Here is a 17486-nt window from a genome sequence, read left to right on the forward strand (position 1 = left end):
GTGGCCACGGCCGCCCCGCCGGAGACCCTCGCGCCTCGAGCGCGGCTGCGTGCCGCGCGTGGGCCGCTGCTGGTCGCCGGCGGGGCGGCCGTCGTCGCGCTCGGGCTCGTGCTCGTCGACCCGCACGAGCCCGGGTCCTGGGGCGTGTGCCCCGTGTACGCCCTGACCGGCCGCTTCTGCGCCGGCTGCGGGGTCCTGCGGGCGACGCGCGACCTGCTGGCCGGGGACCTCCCCGGGGCGTGGGGCATGAACCCGCTGTGGGTGCTCGCGGTCCCGCTGCTCGCCGCGCTCTGGGGGCGCTGGCTGGTCCGGACGCTGCGCACCGGGCGTCCCGCCGCGGCGCCGCCGGCCCGGGTCGCGGTCGTCACGGGTGCCGTGATCGTGCTGTACAGCGTCGCGCGGAACGTCCCCGCGTGGGCCGGGGTGCTGGCACCGTGAACCCCGCGCCGGACGGGTGAACACCCTGCCCGGCCGGCTCGTGGCGGCGCGCCGGGTCCCTAGGATGCCCGGGACGGTGCGGAGCGCACCTGCACCGCAGCCCAGGAGGATCCCGTGTCGACCCCGTACCCGCCGACCGGGCCGTTCCCGGGGCAGGAGCCGCAGCACGACCCCGCCGCCCAGGGGAGCCCGTACGGCCCCGCGCCGCAGCCCTCCGCGGCCCGCGACCCGTACGCGGCCCAGCACCCGTACGCCGGGTACGCGGCTCAGCACCCGTACGCGGCCCAGCAGCAGGACCCGTACGCGGCGGCGCCCTCCGCGATCCACCCCGCGGTGGCCCCGGCGTGGGGCACCGCCGCGTACGCGCCCGGCTACGGCTACGGCTACCCGAGCAACGGCCTCGCCGTCTGGTCGCTCGTGCTCGGTGTCGTCGGCGTGGTCCTCGCCGGTCCCCTCGCGGGCGTCCCCGCCATCATCACCGGCGTGCTCGCGCGCCGGGCGGTCGCCGAGGGCCGGGCGGACAACGGCGGGCTGGCCACGGCGGGCATCGTCCTGGGAGCCGTCGGGACCGGGTTCGGGCTGCTGGGGCTCCTCTTCGTCCTGGCGCCGCTGCTGCTGGTGGGCGCCTCCTCGTTCTAGACGCGGCCGGTGGGCTCGGCGGGCCGGGTGTCCCATCCCGTGGCTCCGTGGTCGGGAGCTCCCGCGCGCGCCCGTACGATGGCCGAGGTGGTCGGTGGTCCGGCGCGTCGCCCGGTGCGGGGCGGTGGGGGCACCGCCGAGGAGCCCGGCTCCCGCACCCGCCAGGTGCGCCGCTGCCGGGCTCGGGGGAGATGAGGCGCCGATGGGCACAGTGCTGGACGACATCGTCGCGGGTGTCCGTGAGGACCTCGCGGAGCGTGAGGCGGCGACGCCGCTCGCCGTGCTCAAGGAGCGCGCCGCCCGGGTGGCGGGCGCCAAGGACTGCGTGTCGCGGCTGCGGCTGGCCGACGCCGTCACCGTGATCGCCGAGGTCAAGCGGTCGAGCCCGAGCAAGGGCGCCCTGGCCACCATCACCGACCCCGCGGCCCTCGCGGCGGAGTACGAGAAGGGCGGCGCGACCGTCATCTCCGTGCTCACCGAGCAGCGGAAGTTCAACGGCAGCCTCGCGGACCTCGACAGCGTGCGCGCCGCGGTGGACATCCCGGTGCTGCGCAAGGACTTCGTCGTCACGCCGTACCAGGTGTGGGAGGCGCGGGCGCACGGGGCGGACCTCGTGCTGCTCATCGTCGCGGCGCTCGAGCAGACCGTGCTGACGTCGCTGGTCGAGCGCGTGCACTCCCTGGGCATGACGGCCCTGGTCGAGGTGCACGACACCGAGGAGGTCATGCGCGCGGTGGACGCCGGCGCGCGGATCATCGGCGTGAACGCCCGCGACCTCAAGACCCTCGAGGTCGACCGCGGCACGTTCGCGCGCGTCGCCCCCGCGATCCCGGCGGACGTCGTGAAGGTCGCGGAGTCGGGCGTGCGCGGGCCGCACGACGTCATGGACTACGCCCGGGCCGGCGCGGACGCCGTGCTGGTGGGCGAGGCGCTGGTGACGGACGACGCGCCGCGGCAGTCCGTCGCGGACCTCGTGGCGGCGGGCGCCCACCCGTCGCTGCGCGCGGTCCGGCAGTAGCGGGTCAGACCCAGACGAGCGAGGAGCAGCACGTGACGACCGGTCGACCGGAACCCGAGGTCCCGCAGGTCAGCTCGGCCCAGGGCGGCCCGCTGGCCACCCACGCGGGGCCCTACTTCGGCGACTTCGGTGGCCGGTTCGTCCCCGAGGCCCTGGTCGCGGCCCTGGACGAGCTGGACACCGAGTTCCACAAGGCGCTGGCGGACCCGACGTTCGGCGCGGAGCTGGCGCGGCTGCACCGCACGTACACGGGCCGGCCGAGCCCGCTGACCGAGGTCGAGCGGTTCGCGGAGCACGTCGGGCCGGGCGTCCGGGTGTTCCTCAAGCGCGAGGACCTCAACCACACCGGTTCCCACAAGATCAACAACGTGCTCGGCCAGGCCCTGCTGGTGAAGCGGATGGGCAAGACCCGCGTCATCGCCGAGACCGGCGCCGGCCAGCACGGGGTGGCCACCGCGACCGCGGCGGCGCTGCTCGACCTCGAGTGCGTCGTCTACATGGGCGAGGAGGACACCCGGCGCCAGGCGCTGAACGTCGCCCGGATGCGGCTGCTGGGCGCGACGGTCGTGCCGGTGTCGATCGGCTCGCGCACGCTCAAGGACGCGATCAACGAGGCGCTGCGCGACTGGGTCGCGAACGTCGACACCACGCACTACCTGCTGGGCACCGTGACGGGGCCGCACCCGTTCCCCGAGATGGTGCGGGACTTCCACAAGCTCATCGGCGAGGAGGCGAAGGCCCAGCTCGCGCAGGAGATCGGCCGGCTGCCCGACGCGGTGGCCGCGTGCGTGGGCGGCGGGTCCAACGCGATGGGCATCTTCAACGCGTTCCTCGACGACCCGTCGGTGCGGCTGTTCGGGTTCGAGGCGGGCGGCGAGGGCATCGCGTCCGGGCGGCACGCGTCGCGGTTCAGCGGCGGCACCCCGGGCGTGCTGCAGGGCACCAAGTCGTACCTGCTCCAGGACGAGGACGGCCAGACGCTGCCGAGCCACTCCGTCTCGGCCGGCCTGGACTACCCGAGCGTCGGCCCGGAGCACGCGTGGCTGCACGACATCGGGCGCGCCGAGTACCGCCCGGTCACGGACGTGGAGGCCATGGAGGCGTTCCGCCTGCTGTGCCGGACCGAGGGCATCATCCCGGCCATCGAGTCGGCGCACGCCCTGGCGGGGGCCCTGAAGCTCGGACGCGAGGCCGCGACGTGGGAGACGCCGGACGGCCGCGAGCCGGTCATCCTGGTGAACCTGTCCGGGCGCGGGGACAAGGACGTCGCCACCGCGGCGGCCTGGTTCGACCTGATCGAGGACAAGCCGGTGGTCGACGCCGACGAGGGGGAGCAGCTGTGAGCGACGTGCAGCTCGGGAGCCGGACGGCGGCCACGCTGGACCGGCTGCGGTCCGAGGGCAACGGGCGCGCCGCGCTCGTCGGGTACCTGCCGCTGGGCTTCCCCGACCTGGCCGGCTCCGTCCGGGCCGCGCGGACGATGGTGGAGGCGGGCGTCGACGTGGTCGAGCTCGGCCTGCCGTACTCCGACCCCGTGATGGACGGCCCCGTCATCCAGCACGCAGTGGACCGCGCGCTCGCCGGCGGGACGCGGGTGCGGGACGTGTTCGGTGCCGTGGAGCAGATCGCCGGGGCCGGTGCCCCCGTGCTGGTGATGACCTACTGGAACCCGGTGCTCCGGTACGGCGTGGATGCCTTCGCGCGGGACCTCGCGGGTGCGGGCGGCGCCGGGCTCATCACGCCCGACCTCATCCCCGACGAGGGCCAGGAGTGGATCGCGGCGTCCGAGGCGCACGACCTGGACCGGGTGTTCCTGGTGGCCCCGTCGTCCACGCCGGAGCGGCTCGCGATGACCGCCGCGGCGTCCCGCGGGTTCGTCTACGCCGCGTCGACCATGGGTGTGACGGGGGAGCGGACCACGGTGGGGGCGCGGGCCGAGCAGCTCGTCGCCGACACCCGGGCGGCGGGCGCGGAGCACGTGTGCGTCGGCCTGGGCGTGTCCCGGCCGGAGCAGGCGCAGGACATCGGCCGGTACGCGGACGGCGTCATCGTCGGCTCGGCGTTCGTGCGGGCGCTCTCGGGCGCCGAGACGGAGTCGGCCGGTCTCGAGGCCCTGGCCGCGGTGACCGCGGGTCTGGCCGAGGGCGTCCGCCGCTCCCGCTGACCCCGGGGGTCCGGACGGCCGCACCGGGCGCTCGCCCGCCTGCCTTACGCTGCCGGTGTGATGATCCCCGCCGCCATCCCGAGCCCGTCGCAGGCCGTCTGGCACCTCGGTCCGCTGCCGCTGCGCGCCTACGCCCTGGCGATCCTCGCCGGGATCGTCGTCGCGGTGCTGATGACCCAGCGCCGGTGGAAGGAGCGCGGCGGCGACCCGGACCAGGTCCTGGAGATCGCGTTCTGGGCGGTGCCGTTCGGCATCGTCGGCGGCCGGCTGTACCACGTGATCTCCTCGCCGGACGCGTACTTCGGCGCGGGCGGCGACCCGCTCAAGGCGTTCGCGATCTGGGAGGGCGGGCTCGGCATCTGGGGCGCGGTGGCGCTCGGGGCGGTCGGTGCGTACATCGGCTGCCGCCGCCAGCGGGTGCGGTTCGCCGTGTTCGCGGACGCCCTCGCACCCGGGCTGCTGGTCGCGCAGGCGATCGGCCGGCTCGGCAACTGGTTCAACCAGGAGCTGTTCGGCGGTCCGACCACCCTGCCGTGGGGCCTGCGGATCGACGACGCGCACCTGCCCGCCGGCTACGAGTCCGGCACCCTGTTCCACCCGACGTTCCTGTACGAGCTGCTGTGGAACCTGGCCGGCGCGGCGCTGCTCATCTGGCTGGACCGCCGGTTCCGCCTGGGCCACGGCCGGGTGTTCTGGCTGTACGTCGTCGTGTACACGACCGGCCGGCTGTGGATCGAGCTGCTGCGCATCGACCCCGCGGAGATGATCGGCCCGTTCCGGCTCAACGTCTGGACGTCGATCATCGTGGGCCTCGGGGCGCTGGTAGCGTTCGTGGTCGTCGGACGTCGTCATCCTGGACGCGAGACCACGCCTCTCCTGGACACTGCGGACGAAGCTGCAGCCCAGGACGACGAGGTGGAGGAGCACGGCACCGCCCGCTGACCGCGGGGACGCACGTGTGACCCACCTCACTTCCCGCGATGTGAGTGCCTGTGTTTCCGGCAGGTATCGTCGCCACACCTCCAAGCCCGGGCCGACGACGTCCCAGCCTCCCCCCATTGCTCTACCTGGCCCCGCTCGCGGGTCCGTGAGGACGGTGCTGATGCCCGCGTCGCCCCTGCGTCTCGGTGCTCTTCCCGCCGTGCAGCAGCAGCCTGGTCTGTACGACCCGGCGGCTGAGCACGACGCGTGCGGTTTCGCGTTCGTCGCGACCCTGCGCGGCACGCCCGGCCGCGACATCGTGGACGCCGGCCTGACCGCCCTGCTCAACCTCGACCACCGCGGCGCGGTCGGCGCGGAGGAGAACAGCGGCGACGGCGCCGGCATCCTCACCCAGATCCCCGACGCGTTCCTGCGGGACGTCGTCGACGCCGAGCTGCCCCCGGTCGGCCACTACGCCATCGGCATGGCGTTCCTGCCTGCGGACGACGAGGAGCGCGCGGTCGCCGTGCGCGCCGTCGAGGCGGTCGCGGCGGAGGAGAAGCTCGACGTGCTCGCCTGGCGCGACGTGGCGGTCACGGCGGACCTGGTCGGCCCCACGGCCCGCTCGTCCATGCCGGTGTTCCGGCAGCTCGTGGTGGCGGACCCGTCCCGGGAGCTCGCCGGCATCGACCTGGACCGCCGCGCCTTCCGGCTGCGCAAGCGGGCCGAGCGGGAGCTGGGCGTCTACTTCGCGTCGCTGTCCGCCCGCACGCTCAGCTACAAGGGCATGCTCACCCCGGGGCAGCTGGAGCCGTTCTTCGCGGACCTCTCGGACCCGCGGTACGCGTCCGAGCTGGCGCTCGTCCACTCCCGGTTCTCGACCAACACGTTCCCGTCGTGGCCGCTGGCCCAGCCCTTCCGGCTGATCGCCCACAACGGCGAGATCAACACCGTCCGCGGCAACCGCAACTGGGTGGCCGCCCGCGAGGGCACGCTGCAGAGCGACCTGCTGGGCGACCTGGCCCCCCTGCTGCCGGTGTGCACGCCGGGCGGGTCGGACTCCGGCTCGTTCGACGAGGTGCTGGAGCTGCTGCACCTGGGCGGTCGCAGCCTGCCGCACGCGATCATGATGATGATCCCGGAGGCCTGGGAGAACCACGCGCAGATGGACCCCGCGCGGCGGGCGTTCTACGAGTACCACGCGAGCCTCATGGAGCCGTGGGACGGCCCGGCCGCGATGACGTTCACCGACGGCACGCTCATCGGCTCGGTGCAGGACCGCAACGGCCTGCGCCCCGGCCGGTTCTGGGTGACCGAGGACGGCCTGGTCGTCATGGCGTCCGAGGCCGGCGTGCTCGACCTCGACCCCGCGACGGTCGTCCGCAAGGGCCGCCTGGAGCCCGGCAAGATGTTCCTCGTCGACACCGGCCAGGGCCGGATCATCGAGGACGACGAGATCAAGTCCCAGCTCGCCGCCCAGCGCCCGTACGCGGACTGGGTGCGGGAGAACTCGGTCTACCTGGAGCAGCTGCCCGAGCGCGAGCACATCGCGCACTCCGCCGCCTCGGTGCGGCGCCGGCAGCGCACCTTCGGGTACACCGAGGAGGAGCTGAAGATCCTCCTGACCCCGATGGGCGCCTCGGGTGCGGAGCCGCTCGGCGCCATGGGGTCCGACACCCCCGTCGCCGTGCTCTCCCAGCGGCCGCGGATGCTGTTCGACTACTTCACGCAGATGTTCGCCCAGGTGACGAACCCGCCCCTGGACGCGATCCGCGAGGAGCTGGTCACGTCCATCGGCGGCGCGATCGGCCCGGAGCCGAACCTGCTCGAGGACACGCCGCTGCACGCGCGCAAGCTCGTGCTGCCGTTCCCCGTGCTCGACAACGACGGCCTGGCCAAGATCGTCAAGATCGACAAGGACCCCGCCATGGCGGGCGTGTTCCGTGCGGCGATCATCCGCGGCCTGTACAAGGTCGACGGCGGCGGCGAGGCGCTCGAGCAGCGGCTCGACGAGATCTTCGCCGAGGTCGACCAGGCCATCGCGGACGGCGTGAGCTTCCTCGTGCTGTCCGACCGCGACTCCGACGCCGACCGCGCGCCGATCCCGTCCCTGCTCCTGCTGTCCGCCGTGCACCACCACCTGCTGCGCCGGCACACCCGCACCCAGGTGTCGCTGGTCGTCGAGGCCGGTGACGTGCGCGAGGTGCACCACGTCGCGCTGCTCATCGGCTACGGCGCCGCCGCGGTGAACCCGTACCTGGCGATGGAGTCCGTCGAGGACCTCGCCGCCGCCGGCTACCTGCAGGGCGTCACGCCGGAGCAGGCCGTCAAGAACCTCATCAAGGCGCTCGGCAAGGGCGTCCTGAAGGTCATGTCGAAGATGGGCATCTCGACCATCGCGTCGTACCGCGGCGCTCAGGTGTTCGAGGCCATCGGCTTGTCGAACGCGCTCGTGGACCGGTACTTCACCGGCACCACCAGCCGGCTCGGCGGCATCGGCCTGGACGTCATCGCCGCGGAGGTCGCGGCCCGGCACGCCGACGCGTACCCCCCGAACGGCAACCGGCTGGCGCACCGCCGCCTGGCCACCGGCGGCGAGTACCAGTGGCGCCGCGACGGCGAGGACCACCTGTTCGACCCGGAGACGGTGTTCCGGCTGCAGCACTCCACCCGCACGCGGCAGATGGACGTGTTCCGGTCGTACACGACGCGGGTCAACGAGCAGTCGCAGCGGCTGATGACGCTGCGCGGCCTGCTGGACTTCAAGAAGGGCGAGCGCCCGCCGGTCCCGATCGACGAGGTCGAGCCGGTCAGCGAGATCGTCAAGCGGTTCAGCACCGGCGCCATGTCGTACGGCTCGATCTCCGCGGAGGCGCACGAGACCCTCGCGATCGCCATGAACCGGCTCGGCGCCAAGTCGAACACCGGCGAGGGCGGCGAGGACCCGGAGCGCCTGCACGACCCCGAGCGCCGCTCGGCGATCAAGCAGATCGCCTCCGGCCGGTTCGGCGTGACCTCCGAGTACCTGACGTTCGCGGACGACATCCAGATCAAGCTCGCCCAGGGCGCCAAGCCCGGCGAGGGCGGTCAGCTGCCCGGCCCGAAGGTCTACCCGTGGGTCGCGAAGACCCGGCACTCCACGCCGGGCGTGGGCCTCATCTCGCCGCCGCCGCACCACGACATCTACTCGATCGAGGACCTGGCGCAGCTCATCCACGACGCCAAGAACGCGAACCCGCGGGCGCGGATCCACACCAAGCTCGTCAGCGAGTTCGGGGTCGGCACCGTCGCGGCGGGCGTGGCGAAGGCCCACTCCGACGTCGTGCTCATCTCCGGGCACGACGGCGGCACGGGCGCGTCGCCGCTCACCAGCCTCAAGCACGCGGGCACGCCGTGGGAGATCGGCCTGGCCGAGACCCAGCAGACGCTCGTGCTCAACGACCTGCGCGACCGCGTGGTGGTCCAGGTCGACGGCCAGCTCAAGACCGGCCGCGACGTGCTGATCGGCGCGCTGCTCGGTGCCGAGGAGTTCGGCTTCGCGACCGCCCCGCTCGTGGTGTCGGGCTGCATCATGATGCGCGTCTGCCACCTGGACACCTGCCCGGTCGGCGTCGCGACGCAGAACCCCGACCTGCGGTCCCGGTTCACCGGGAGGCCGGAGTTCGTCGTCACGTTCTTCGAGTTCATCGCGCAGGAGGTCCGCGAGCTGCTCGCCGAGCTCGGCTTCCGCAGCATCGTGGAGGCCGTGGGGCACGTCGAGCTGCTCGACACCCGCAAGGCGGTCGACCACTGGAAGGCGCAGGGTCTCGACCTCGCCCCCGTGCTGGCGGTCCCGGAGCCGGTGCCCGGCTCGGCGCTGCACCACGTGAAGAACCAGGACCACGGGCTCGACCGCGCCCTGGACAACCAGTTCATCGCGATGGCGGCCGACGCGCTCGAGGACGCCCGCCCCGTGCGGATCGAGCTGCCGGTGCGCAACGTCAACCGCACCGTCGGCACGATGCTCGGCCACGAGGTCACCCGCCGGTACGGCGGCCAGGGCCTGCCCGACGACACGATCGAGGTCGTGCTCACGGGCTCGGCCGGGCAGTCGTTCGGTGCGTTCGTGCCCCGCGGCGTGACGCTGCGGCTCGAGGGCGACGCGAACGACTACGTCGGCAAGGGCCTGTCGGGCGGCCGGATCGTCGTCCGCCCCGACCGCAACGCCGTGCTGAGCGGCGAGCACAACGTCATCGCCGGCAACGTCCTGGGCTACGGGGCGACGTCGGGGGAGATGTTCCTGCGCGGCGTCGTCGGCGAGCGGTTCGGCGTCCGGAACTCCGGCGCGACGCTGGTCGTGGAGGGCGTGGGCGACCACGGCTGCGAGTACATGACCGGCGGCACCGTGCTCGTGCTCGGCCGCACCGGCCGGAACTTCGCGGCGGGCATGTCGGGCGGCACGGCGTACGTGCTCGACCTGAAGCCCGAGCGCGTGAACGTCCAGGCGGTCGCCGCCGGCGAGATCGGGCTCGACCCGCTCGACGACGAGGACGCGGCCCTCGTGCTGGACCTGCTGCGGCGGCACGCCGACGAGACGGGCTCGCGGGTCGCCGCCGAGCTGCTCGCCGACCCCGCCGCCACCCGCGCCCGGTTCACCCGGGTGCGGCCGACCGAGTACTCGCGCGTCCGCGCGGCGCTGGCGAAGGCCGAGGCGGACGGGCTCGACCCGAGCACGCCCGGCGTCTGGGAGGGCATCTTGGAGGTGGCTCGTGGCTGACCCCCGCGGCTTCATGAAGGTGCGGGAGCGCGAGCTGCCCGCGAACCGGCCGGTGCCCCTGCGGCTCATGGACTGGCGCGAGGTGCACGAGCACCGCTCCGCGCAGGAGGACCCGGAGGCCGGTGCGCTCCTGCACCGTCAGGCCGGGCGCTGCATGGACTGCGGCGTGCCGTTCTGCCACAACGGGTGCCCGCTGGGGAACCTCATCCCCGAGTGGAACGACCTGGTGTGGCGCGGGCAGTGGGGCGACGCCATCGAGCGCCTGCACGCCACGAACAACTTCCCGGAGTTCACGGGGCGGATCTGCCCCGCGCCGTGCGAGTCCGCGTGCGTGCTGGGGATCAACCAGCCGCCGGTGACGATCAAGCACGTCGAGGTCTCGATCATCGACGAGGCGTTCGACCGCGGCCTGGTGCACCCGCAGGTGCCGCAGCGGCTGTCCGGCCACACGGTCGCCGTGGTCGGCTCGGGCCCCGCGGGGCTCGCGGCCGCCCAGCAGCTGACGCGCGCCGGGCACACCGTCGCCGTGTACGAGCGGGACGACGAGATCGGCGGCCTGCTGCGCTACGGCGTGCCGGACTTCAAGCTCGAGAAGCGGCACATCGACCGCCGCCTCGACCAGATGCGCGCCGAGGGCACCCGGTTCCGGCCGAACGTCGAGATCGGCAAGGACATCACCTGGGACCAGCTGCGGTCCCGGTACGACGCCGTCGTGGTCGCAACCGGCTCCACCGTGCCGCGGGACCTGCCGCTGCCCGGGCGCGAGCTCGCGGGCATCCACCCGGCGATGGACTACCTGCACCAGTCGAACGCGCTGGTCGCGGGCAAGGTCGTCGCGGACCCGATCGACGCGGCCGGCAAGCACGTCGTGGTCATCGGCGGCGGCGACACCGGCTCGGACTGCGTGGGCACGGCCCTGCGGCAGGGCGCGGCGTCCATCACCACCCTCGCCATCGGCAAGCAGCCGCCGCTGGAGCGCCCCGAGCACCAGCCGTGGCCGACCGACCCGGTGCTGTTCGAGGTGTCGTCCTCGCACGAGGAGGGCGGCGAGCGCGCGTTCCTGGCGTCGACCGTGGCCTTCGTCGGCGACGAGAACGGCGACGTGCGGCACCTGCGCCTCGCGACCACCGAGTACCAGGCCGACGGCCGGCGCGTCCCGGCCCCGGGCACGGAGCGCGACATCCCGGCGGACCTCGTCCTGATCGCGATGGGCTTCACCGGACCGGAGACCGAGGACCTCGTCGCGCAGGCCGGCGTCGACCTGACCTCGCGCGGCACCGTGCGGCGCACGGACGACTTCGCGACCTCGGTGCCCGGCGTGTTCGTGGCCGGCGACGCCGGCCGCGGGCAGTCGCTCATCGTGTGGGCGATCGCCGAGGGCCGGGCCGCCGCCGCCGCGGTGGACACCTACCTGGGCGGCAGCACCGAGCTGCCGGCACCCGTCACCGCCGGTACCGTCGCGCTGCGCGCCTGACGCCGTCGTCCGCCCGTCGTCCGCCGGCCCGCACGGGTCGCCGGGGCGACGGGCGGACGAACGTCACGCGAACTCTGGGACCTACGTCCGTCCCCGCGCGCCGGGGACGGCGCGGCACGGGCGCCGTCACCCCCGGTGCACGCCGTGGCGGCCGGGCGCGGGCCCGTGGCGGCCGTAGACTCCTGGGTGTCCGGCAGCACCTCGGTTCCCGCTCCACGAGCACGGTGGCGAGGCGGCCGTCGACCATCAACCGCGCACGTCCCGGCAGGCCACCGTCGACCAGGACGTTCGGTCCGAACCGTCTGTCACGAAAGGCCTAGGCTTTCCCCCATGCGTAGAGCGAAGATCGTCTGCACCATCGGCCCCGCCACGGAGTCCGCCGAGCAGATCCAGGCCCTTGTCGACGCCGGGATGGACGTCGCCCGTCTGAACCGCAGCCACGGCGAGACCGAGGTGCACAAGCGCGTGTACGACAACGTGCGCGCCGCCGCCAAGGCCTCCGGCCGCTCGGTCGCCGTGCTGGTGGACCTCCAGGGCCCGAAGATCCGCCTGGGCCGGTTCGTCGAGGGCAAGCACGTCCTCGCCGAGGGTGACACCTTCACGATCACCACCGAGGACGTCCCGGGCACCAAGGAGCTCGTCTCCACCACGCACAAGGGCCTCGCGGACGACGCCCGCGTCGGGGACCCGCTGCTCATCGACGACGGCCGCGTGCTCGTGCGCGTCACCGCCGTCGAGGGCCCGCGCGTGGTCACCCGCGTCGAGGTCGGCGGCCCGGTCTCGAACAACAAGGGCATCAACCTGCCCGGCGTCGCCGTGTCCGTCCCCGCGATGAGCGACAAGGACGAGGAGGACCTGCGCTGGGCGCTGCGCACCGGCGCGGACATCATCGCGCTGTCCTTCGTCCGCAACGCCGCCGACTACGACGACGTGCGCCGGATCATGGAGGAGGAGGGCCGGGTCGTCCCGGTCATCGCCAAGATCGAGAAGCCGCAGGCCGTCGAGAACCTGGCCGAGATCGTCGACGCGTTCGACGGCATCATGGTCGCCCGCGGCGACCTCGGCGTCGAGCTCCCGCTGGAGCAGGTGCCGCTCGTCCAGAAGCGCGCGGTCGAGCTGGCCCGCCGCAACGCGAAGCCCGTCATCGTCGCCACCCAGGTGCTCGAGTCGATGACGAACAACCCGCGCCCGACGCGCGCCGAGACGTCCGACTGCGCCAACGCGGTGCTCGACGGCGCCGACGCGGTCATGCTGTCCGGCGAGACCAGCGTGGGCGAGTACCCGATCGAGACGGTCCGCACCATGGCCCGGATCATCGAGGCGACCGAGGAGCTCGGCCGGGAGCGCATCGCCCCCCTCGGCTCCACGCCGCACACCCGCGGTGGCGCCATCACCCGCGCGGCCGCCGAGATCGGCGAGACGCTCGGCGTGAAGTACCTCGTGACGTTCACGCAGTCCGGTGACTCCGCGCGCCGGATGTCCCGCCTGCGCTCGGCCATCCCGCTGCTGGCGTTCACGCCGACCGCGTCGGTCCGCAACACCCTGTCGCTGAGCTGGGGCACGCAGACGTACGAGGTGCCGCAGGTCGAGCACACCGACGCGATGGTCCAGCAGGTGGAGCACACGCTCCGCGCGCAGGGCCTCGCCGAGGTCGGCGACTACGTCGTCGTCGTGGCCGGTACGCCGGTCGGCGTCGTCGGCTCGACGAACTCGATCATCGTGCACAAGATCGGCGACGACGCGGCCGGCCGCGTCGCCTGACGCACCCGCGTCCCGTCGGAGGGGCCCCGCAGCCGAGCGCTGCGGGGCCCCTCTCGCGTCCGGGGGTGGTGGGCTCCGGGCGCGCTGGGCTCCGGGGGCGCGGTGGGCTCCGGGACGTTCGGTCCTGGTGCGGCGCCGCGGCGGCTGGTGGAGTGTCCGGCATGACCCGCACCCGCGCCCTGCGCACCGTCCTCGTCGGGGCGGCCGTCGCCACCGGCTACGCCGTCGCCCGTCACCGCGGCCTGCGCTGGGGAGCCACCCAGGTCGAGCTGTCCGTCGGCCTCGCCGGTGACGAGCTGCTGCCCGACGCGGACCTGGTCGCCACCCGAGCGATCACCGTCCGCGCCCCCGCCGAGCGCGTGTGGCCGTGGCTGGTCCAGATCGGGCAGGGCCGCGGCGGCTTCTACAGCTACGACGCGCTGGAGAACCTCGCGGGGCTCGGCATCCGCAGCGCCGACAGCGTCGAGGACCGGTGGCAGGACCTCGCGGTGGGCGACGAGGTGCGGCTCGGCGGCCCCCTCACGCTCGCCGTCGCCCGGCTGGAGCCGGGGCGGGCGCTCGTGCTGCACGGGGCGGGGCCGGCGCTGCCGGACGAGGACGCGGCACCCTTCGACTTCGTCTGGTCGTTCGTGCTGCGCCCGGGCGTGCTGCCGGGGACGTCCCGGCTGGTCATCCGCGAGCGGTACGGGTACACCGAGCCGTGGGCGCGGTGGATGGTCGAGGGCGTGTCCTGGGTCAGCCTGCTGATGACGGAGCGGATGCTCCGGGGGGTCCGCGACCGCGCGGAGCGCAGCGACACCGCCACCGGCCTCGCCGCCGGCCCCGCCTGACCGCGTTCACCGTGCGGGGGTCCGCCCGACGGGCATAACGTCGCTGGTGACGGAGTCGGGTGGCCGCGCGGGCGGCCGGTGAGGAGCGGGTGTGGACGGCGTCGCGGTGCTGCAGGACGGGTACGGCCGGCTCGGGGATCTGGTGCACGGGGTGCTCGACGGGCTGGGGGAGCGGGAGCTGACCGCCCGCCTCGGCCCGGAGGCCAACACGATCGCGTGGCTCGTGTGGCACCTGTCCCGGGTCGAGGACGCGCAGGTGGCGGAGGTCGCCGGCACGGAGCAGGTGTGGACCGCACAGGGCTTCGTGGACCGGTTCGACCTGCCGTTCGACGCGGACGCCACGGGCTACGGCCAGAGCGCCGACGAGGTCGCGCAGGTCCGCGCGACGGCGGAGCTGCTCGGCGCGTACGCCGACGCGACGCGGGCGGCGACGGACGCGTACCTGGCGCGGCTCGGCGAGGACGACCTCGGCCGGGTCGTGGACGAGCGGTGGGACCCGCCGGTGACCGTCGGCGTGCGGCTGGTCAGCGTGCTCGGGGACGTGCTGGAGCACGCCGGGCAGGCGGCGTTCATCAAGGGCGTCGTCACGTCGCAGGGCTGACCTCGCCGCGCTGACCCGACCGCGCCGACCTGACCGCGCTGACCTCCCGGCGCCGACCCCCGCGCCACCGGGCAGACTGGGCGGGTGCGTGTGCAGCCCGTGTCGCCGGAGGTGCTCGTCGAGCGGCTCGTGGACCGGGTGCTGGACGACCTCGCCGCGGAGCGCCCCGCGGACCCCGGCCGGCGGTGGCGTGTGCTGGTCGACGGCGCGCCGCCGACGCGGCCGGGCGCCGTCGCGGACGCGCTCGTCGAGCCGCTGCGCGCGCGGGGCCGTGCCGCCGTCCGCGTGTCCGCCGGGGACTTCCTGCGGCCCGCGGGGGTGCGGTTCGAGCACGGCCGCGAGGACCCGGACGCGCTGCTCGACGACGCCCTCGACACGGGGGCGCTGATCCGGGAGGTCCTCGACCCGCTGGGCCCGGGAGGCGACGGGAGCTACCTGCCGGCGCTGTGGGACGCAGCGCGCGACCGGTCGGCGCGGGCGGCCCGGACCCCGGCGCCGCCCGGGGCGGTGCTGCTGCTGGACGGCGGGCTGCTGCTCGGGCGGTGGCTCCCGGCCGACCTGACGGTGCACCTCGCGGTGCGCCCCGACACCCTGGCGCGGCTCACACCCCCGCACGAGGCGTGGCGCCTGCCCGCGGAGGAGCGGTACCGCGCCGAGACGGGCCCGGAGCGTTCGGCGGACGTGGTGGTCCGGGTCGACGACCCCCGTCGACCCGGGTGGGTCGTCGAGCGCTGACCACCACGCCCGCCGCCGGCGGGTTCAGCCGGCCTCGACCGCCGCCGTCCGCGCGTGCGCGACCGCCCAGTCGAGCGCGAGGTCCGCGACCGCCTCCCACCCCGGCTCGGCGCAGGTCCAGTGCGACCGGCCGGCGAGCTCCTGGTACTCGGTCACCGCGGGCGACTTCGCGTACTTCTTGGCGTTCCCCTTGTTCACGGACGGCGGCATGATGTGGTCCGACCCGCCTCCGACGAACAGCAGCGGCGCCCGGTCCTGGTCGTAGTCGACCCAGGTCTCCTGGTGCCCGGGCGTGAAGTTCGCGAGGAGCCCGTACGCCCACAGCCAGGCACCGGGCGCCCCGATCGCGTACCGCTCCCAGGCCGCGTCGGAGTCCTCGCGGCTGAGGGTGTTCGTGAACGCGTAGTGGAACTGCTCGGGGGTGAACTCGACGGCCTGGTGCCGGGACGCGAGGTGCGTGAACGCGGGCGACAGCGCCTTCAGCTGGGACGGCGGGGTCACGTAGACGTTCTCGGTCGGCGCGGAGTTGATGGCCACGCCGGCCGCGCCGAGCCCGCGGGCCAGGAGCAGCTGCGTCAGCGTGCCGCCGAAGGAGTGGCCCATGATGATCGGCGGCGCGGCCAGCGACTCGACCACCCCGGCGAGGTGCTCGACGGTCTGCGGCACCGTCAGGTCGGCGATGATCGACGGGTCGGCCCGCAGGGCCTCCACCTCGACCTCGAAGCCGGGGTACCCGGGCGTGAGCACCCGGTAGCCCCTCGCCTCGTAGTACGGCACCCAGTGCTCCCAGGAGCGCGGGGTCATCCAGAGGCCGTGCACCAGGACGATGGTGTCCGGGGCTCCGGCGGGCAGGGCGGGATCGGTCATGACGGCTCCCAAGAGGGGTGGGTCGGGCGGAGGACGGGTGAGCAGACGCAGGGGTCTGCCCGACGTGTGTCGTGGTCTCGCGCGGTGCACCCGGGGAGCGTCGGCAGCCACGTCGAACGGCCCGCCGGCACTGCGTCCCCTGGCGCATCATGTCGCGCCCTGACCTGCGAGGGGAAGGGGGTGGGCGGGTCGCGCTGGTGCCGCACCGGGCCGGGGTGCATGCTGAGCGGGACGGCACGAACCGGAGGCGGATCATGAACGCGGCAGCTGTCCGAGGACCCGAGCACCCGGGGGCACCGGAGCGGCGCACCGCCGAGTTCGACGCCTTCGGCCCGTGGGTCGACCCGGTGCGGACCCCGGAGGACGTACCCCCGCTGTTCCGCGACCACGCGGTCGACCTGGCCGGCAGCCGGCTGGTGCTGAAGGTGCCGCGGGACATCGCGCGGCGCGACGCGAACCCGGACATGGACCTGTACGACCACCTGCTGGTCCTCGGCCCCGACCGGTTCACCGTGCTCACGCGGGCCGCGGCGCCGGGCGCCGGCCGGCACGAGGGGCCGCGCGAGGGCCGGCGGTACGACGTCCGGGAGATCCCGTACGACCGGGTCGCGGCGGTGGGCACGAGCGTGGACCTGCTCGACGGGCGCCTGACCGTGCACGCCCTGACGGGGGCCCCGGTCGAGGTGCGGTACAGCGGCTCCTCCGGCGACGTGATCACCGAGCTGGTCGAGCTCCTGCGCGAGCTCGCGTGGCCGGTGCCGAGCTACGGACCGCCGGCGCCGCTGGTCGACCTCGGTCCCGGGACCGGCCGACTCGAGCGGCGGGCGCTGGGCGAGCACGACATCGGCCTGGTGAGCGCGTACCGGGAGATCGCCGACCGGGAGCCGGGGCTGCGCGTCGTGGCGGCGCACCCGCGCCAGACGGTGGCGCCGGGCCGCGGCGGGCTGGCCCAGGTCGGCAACGTGCTGCGCCCCATGACGCTGCACGCCGCTGTCCTCGCCACGAACGGCCGCGAGCTGCAGGTGTTCGGCCGGCGCGCGTGGCTCGCCCGCGGGCGGACGCCGGTGCACTCCGAGTCGCGGCTCGTGCTGCCGCTCGACCGGCTCACCGGTGTGGAGACGCACCCGCACCCCGGGTACCCCGACGTCACGGTGGTCACGCTCCGGGCCGGGGACGCGTCGCTGGACCTGCCCGTGCCGGCCGGATCCGACGCCGAGCGGGTGCTCGGGCGCCTGCTGGGCTGAGGGGCCCTGTCCGGGTGCGGACGCCGGGTCGTGGTGCC

14 protein-coding genes are annotated in these 17486 nt (G+C 74.4%); 13 read left to right on the plus strand and 1 reads right to left on the minus strand.

Going from position 1 to position 17486, the window contains the following annotated elements; genetic code table 11:
• The 12 genes from KJP73_RS04625 (at window position 1) to KJP73_RS04680 (ending at window position 15337) form a co-directional block, all read left to right on the plus strand.
• Window positions 1-438: a DUF2752 domain-containing protein gene (locus tag KJP73_RS04625; RefSeq protein WP_249669102.1), complete on the plus strand. Its 438-nt coding sequence runs from the start codon at window positions 1-3 to the stop codon at window positions 436-438.
• 114 nt (window positions 439-552) lie between these two features.
• The gene (locus tag KJP73_RS04630) at window positions 553-1077 is read left to right on the plus strand and encodes a DUF4190 domain-containing protein (protein WP_213281624.1); all 525 of its coding nucleotides are present in this window, start codon (window positions 553-555) and stop codon (window positions 1075-1077) included.
• Window positions 1078-1279: 202 nt separating this feature from the next.
• Complete coding sequence (trpC, locus tag KJP73_RS04635; protein ID WP_213281625.1) at window positions 1280-2095, plus strand: indole-3-glycerol phosphate synthase TrpC; 816 nt, start codon at window positions 1280-1282, stop codon at window positions 2093-2095.
• A 32-nt stretch (window positions 2096-2127) separates the two neighbouring features.
• Entirely contained in the window at window positions 2128-3438 is a 1311-nt protein-coding gene (gene trpB / locus KJP73_RS04640) for a tryptophan synthase subunit beta (RefSeq protein ID WP_213281626.1), read from the plus strand.
• Window positions 3439-3443: 5 nt separating this feature from the next.
• Window positions 3444-4259, plus strand: coding sequence for a tryptophan synthase subunit alpha (gene trpA / locus KJP73_RS04645; RefSeq protein ID WP_213281734.1), 816 nt, complete (start codon window positions 3444-3446; stop codon window positions 4257-4259).
• A 60-nt stretch (window positions 4260-4319) separates the two neighbouring features.
• Complete coding sequence (lgt, locus tag KJP73_RS04650) at window positions 4320-5201, plus strand: prolipoprotein diacylglyceryl transferase (RefSeq protein WP_213281735.1); 882 nt, start codon at window positions 4320-4322, stop codon at window positions 5199-5201.
• Between the two features lie 160 nt (window positions 5202-5361).
• Window positions 5362-9936, plus strand: a complete 4575-nt coding sequence (gltB, locus tag KJP73_RS04655; RefSeq protein ID WP_213281627.1) for a glutamate synthase large subunit — start codon at window positions 5362-5364, stop codon at window positions 9934-9936.
• Window positions 9929-11410: a glutamate synthase subunit beta gene (locus KJP73_RS04660; protein ID WP_213281628.1), complete on the plus strand. Its 1482-nt coding sequence runs from the start codon at window positions 9929-9931 to the stop codon at window positions 11408-11410. The genes gltB and KJP73_RS04660 overlap by 8 nt, the downstream gene beginning before the upstream one ends.
• A 330-nt stretch (window positions 11411-11740) precedes the next feature.
• Complete coding sequence (pyk, locus tag KJP73_RS04665; RefSeq protein ID WP_213281629.1) at window positions 11741-13171, plus strand: pyruvate kinase; 1431 nt, start codon at window positions 11741-11743, stop codon at window positions 13169-13171.
• 161 nt (window positions 13172-13332) lie between these two features.
• Entirely contained in the window at window positions 13333-14001 is a 669-nt protein-coding gene (locus KJP73_RS04670) for an SRPBCC family protein (protein ID WP_213281630.1), read from the plus strand.
• A 91-nt stretch (window positions 14002-14092) separates the two neighbouring features.
• Window positions 14093-14602 carry a mycothiol transferase gene (locus tag KJP73_RS04675; protein WP_213281631.1) on the plus strand — a complete coding sequence of 170 codons (510 nt, stop codon included), beginning with the start codon at window positions 14093-14095 and terminating at the stop codon, window positions 14600-14602.
• An 84-nt stretch (window positions 14603-14686) separates the two neighbouring features.
• Window positions 14687-15337, plus strand: a complete 651-nt coding sequence (locus tag KJP73_RS04680) for a uridine kinase (RefSeq protein WP_349628283.1) — start codon at window positions 14687-14689, stop codon at window positions 15335-15337.
• A 24-nt stretch (window positions 15338-15361) separates the two neighbouring features.
• Here KJP73_RS04680 and KJP73_RS04685 read toward each other — a convergent pair whose 3' ends face one another.
• Window positions 15362-16204 (minus strand): alpha/beta hydrolase, encoded by an 843-nt coding sequence (locus tag KJP73_RS04685; RefSeq protein ID WP_213281632.1) that lies wholly within the window; start codon window positions 16202-16204, stop codon window positions 15362-15364.
• Window positions 16205-16458: 254 nt separating this feature from the next.
• Between KJP73_RS04685 and KJP73_RS04690 the strand changes: the two genes are divergently transcribed.
• Complete coding sequence (locus KJP73_RS04690; protein WP_213281633.1) at window positions 16459-17448, plus strand: hypothetical protein; 990 nt, start codon at window positions 16459-16461, stop codon at window positions 17446-17448.
• Window positions 17449-17486 lie beyond the last annotated feature (38 nt).

It is taken from the genome of Cellulomonas hominis (genome assembly GCF_901521055.1).
GTDB lineage: Bacteria > Actinomycetota > Actinomycetes > Actinomycetales > Cellulomonadaceae > Cellulomonas > Cellulomonas endometrii.

Excerpts from the sequence above, each read along its gene's own strand:
- KJP73_RS04685 (WP_213281632.1), bottom strand. The coding sequence starts at position 16,204 with ATGACCGATCCCGCCCTGCCCGCCGGAGCCCCGGACACCATCGTCCTG.
- KJP73_RS04690 (WP_213281633.1), top strand. The coding sequence starts at position 16,459 with ATGAACGCGGCAGCTGTCCGAGGACCCGAGCACCCGGGGGCACCGGAG.
- KJP73_RS04670 (WP_213281630.1), top strand. The coding sequence starts at position 13,333 with ATGACCCGCACCCGCGCCCTGCGCACCGTCCTCGTCGGGGCGGCCGTC.
- pyk (WP_213281629.1), top strand. The coding sequence starts at position 11,741 with ATGCGTAGAGCGAAGATCGTCTGCACCATCGGCCCCGCCACGGAGTCC.
- trpC (WP_213281625.1), top strand. The coding sequence starts at position 1,280 with ATGGGCACAGTGCTGGACGACATCGTCGCGGGTGTCCGTGAGGACCTC.
- gltB (WP_213281627.1), top strand. The coding sequence starts at position 5,362 with ATGCCCGCGTCGCCCCTGCGTCTCGGTGCTCTTCCCGCCGTGCAGCAG.
- lgt (WP_213281735.1), top strand. The coding sequence starts at position 4,320 with ATGATCCCCGCCGCCATCCCGAGCCCGTCGCAGGCCGTCTGGCACCTC.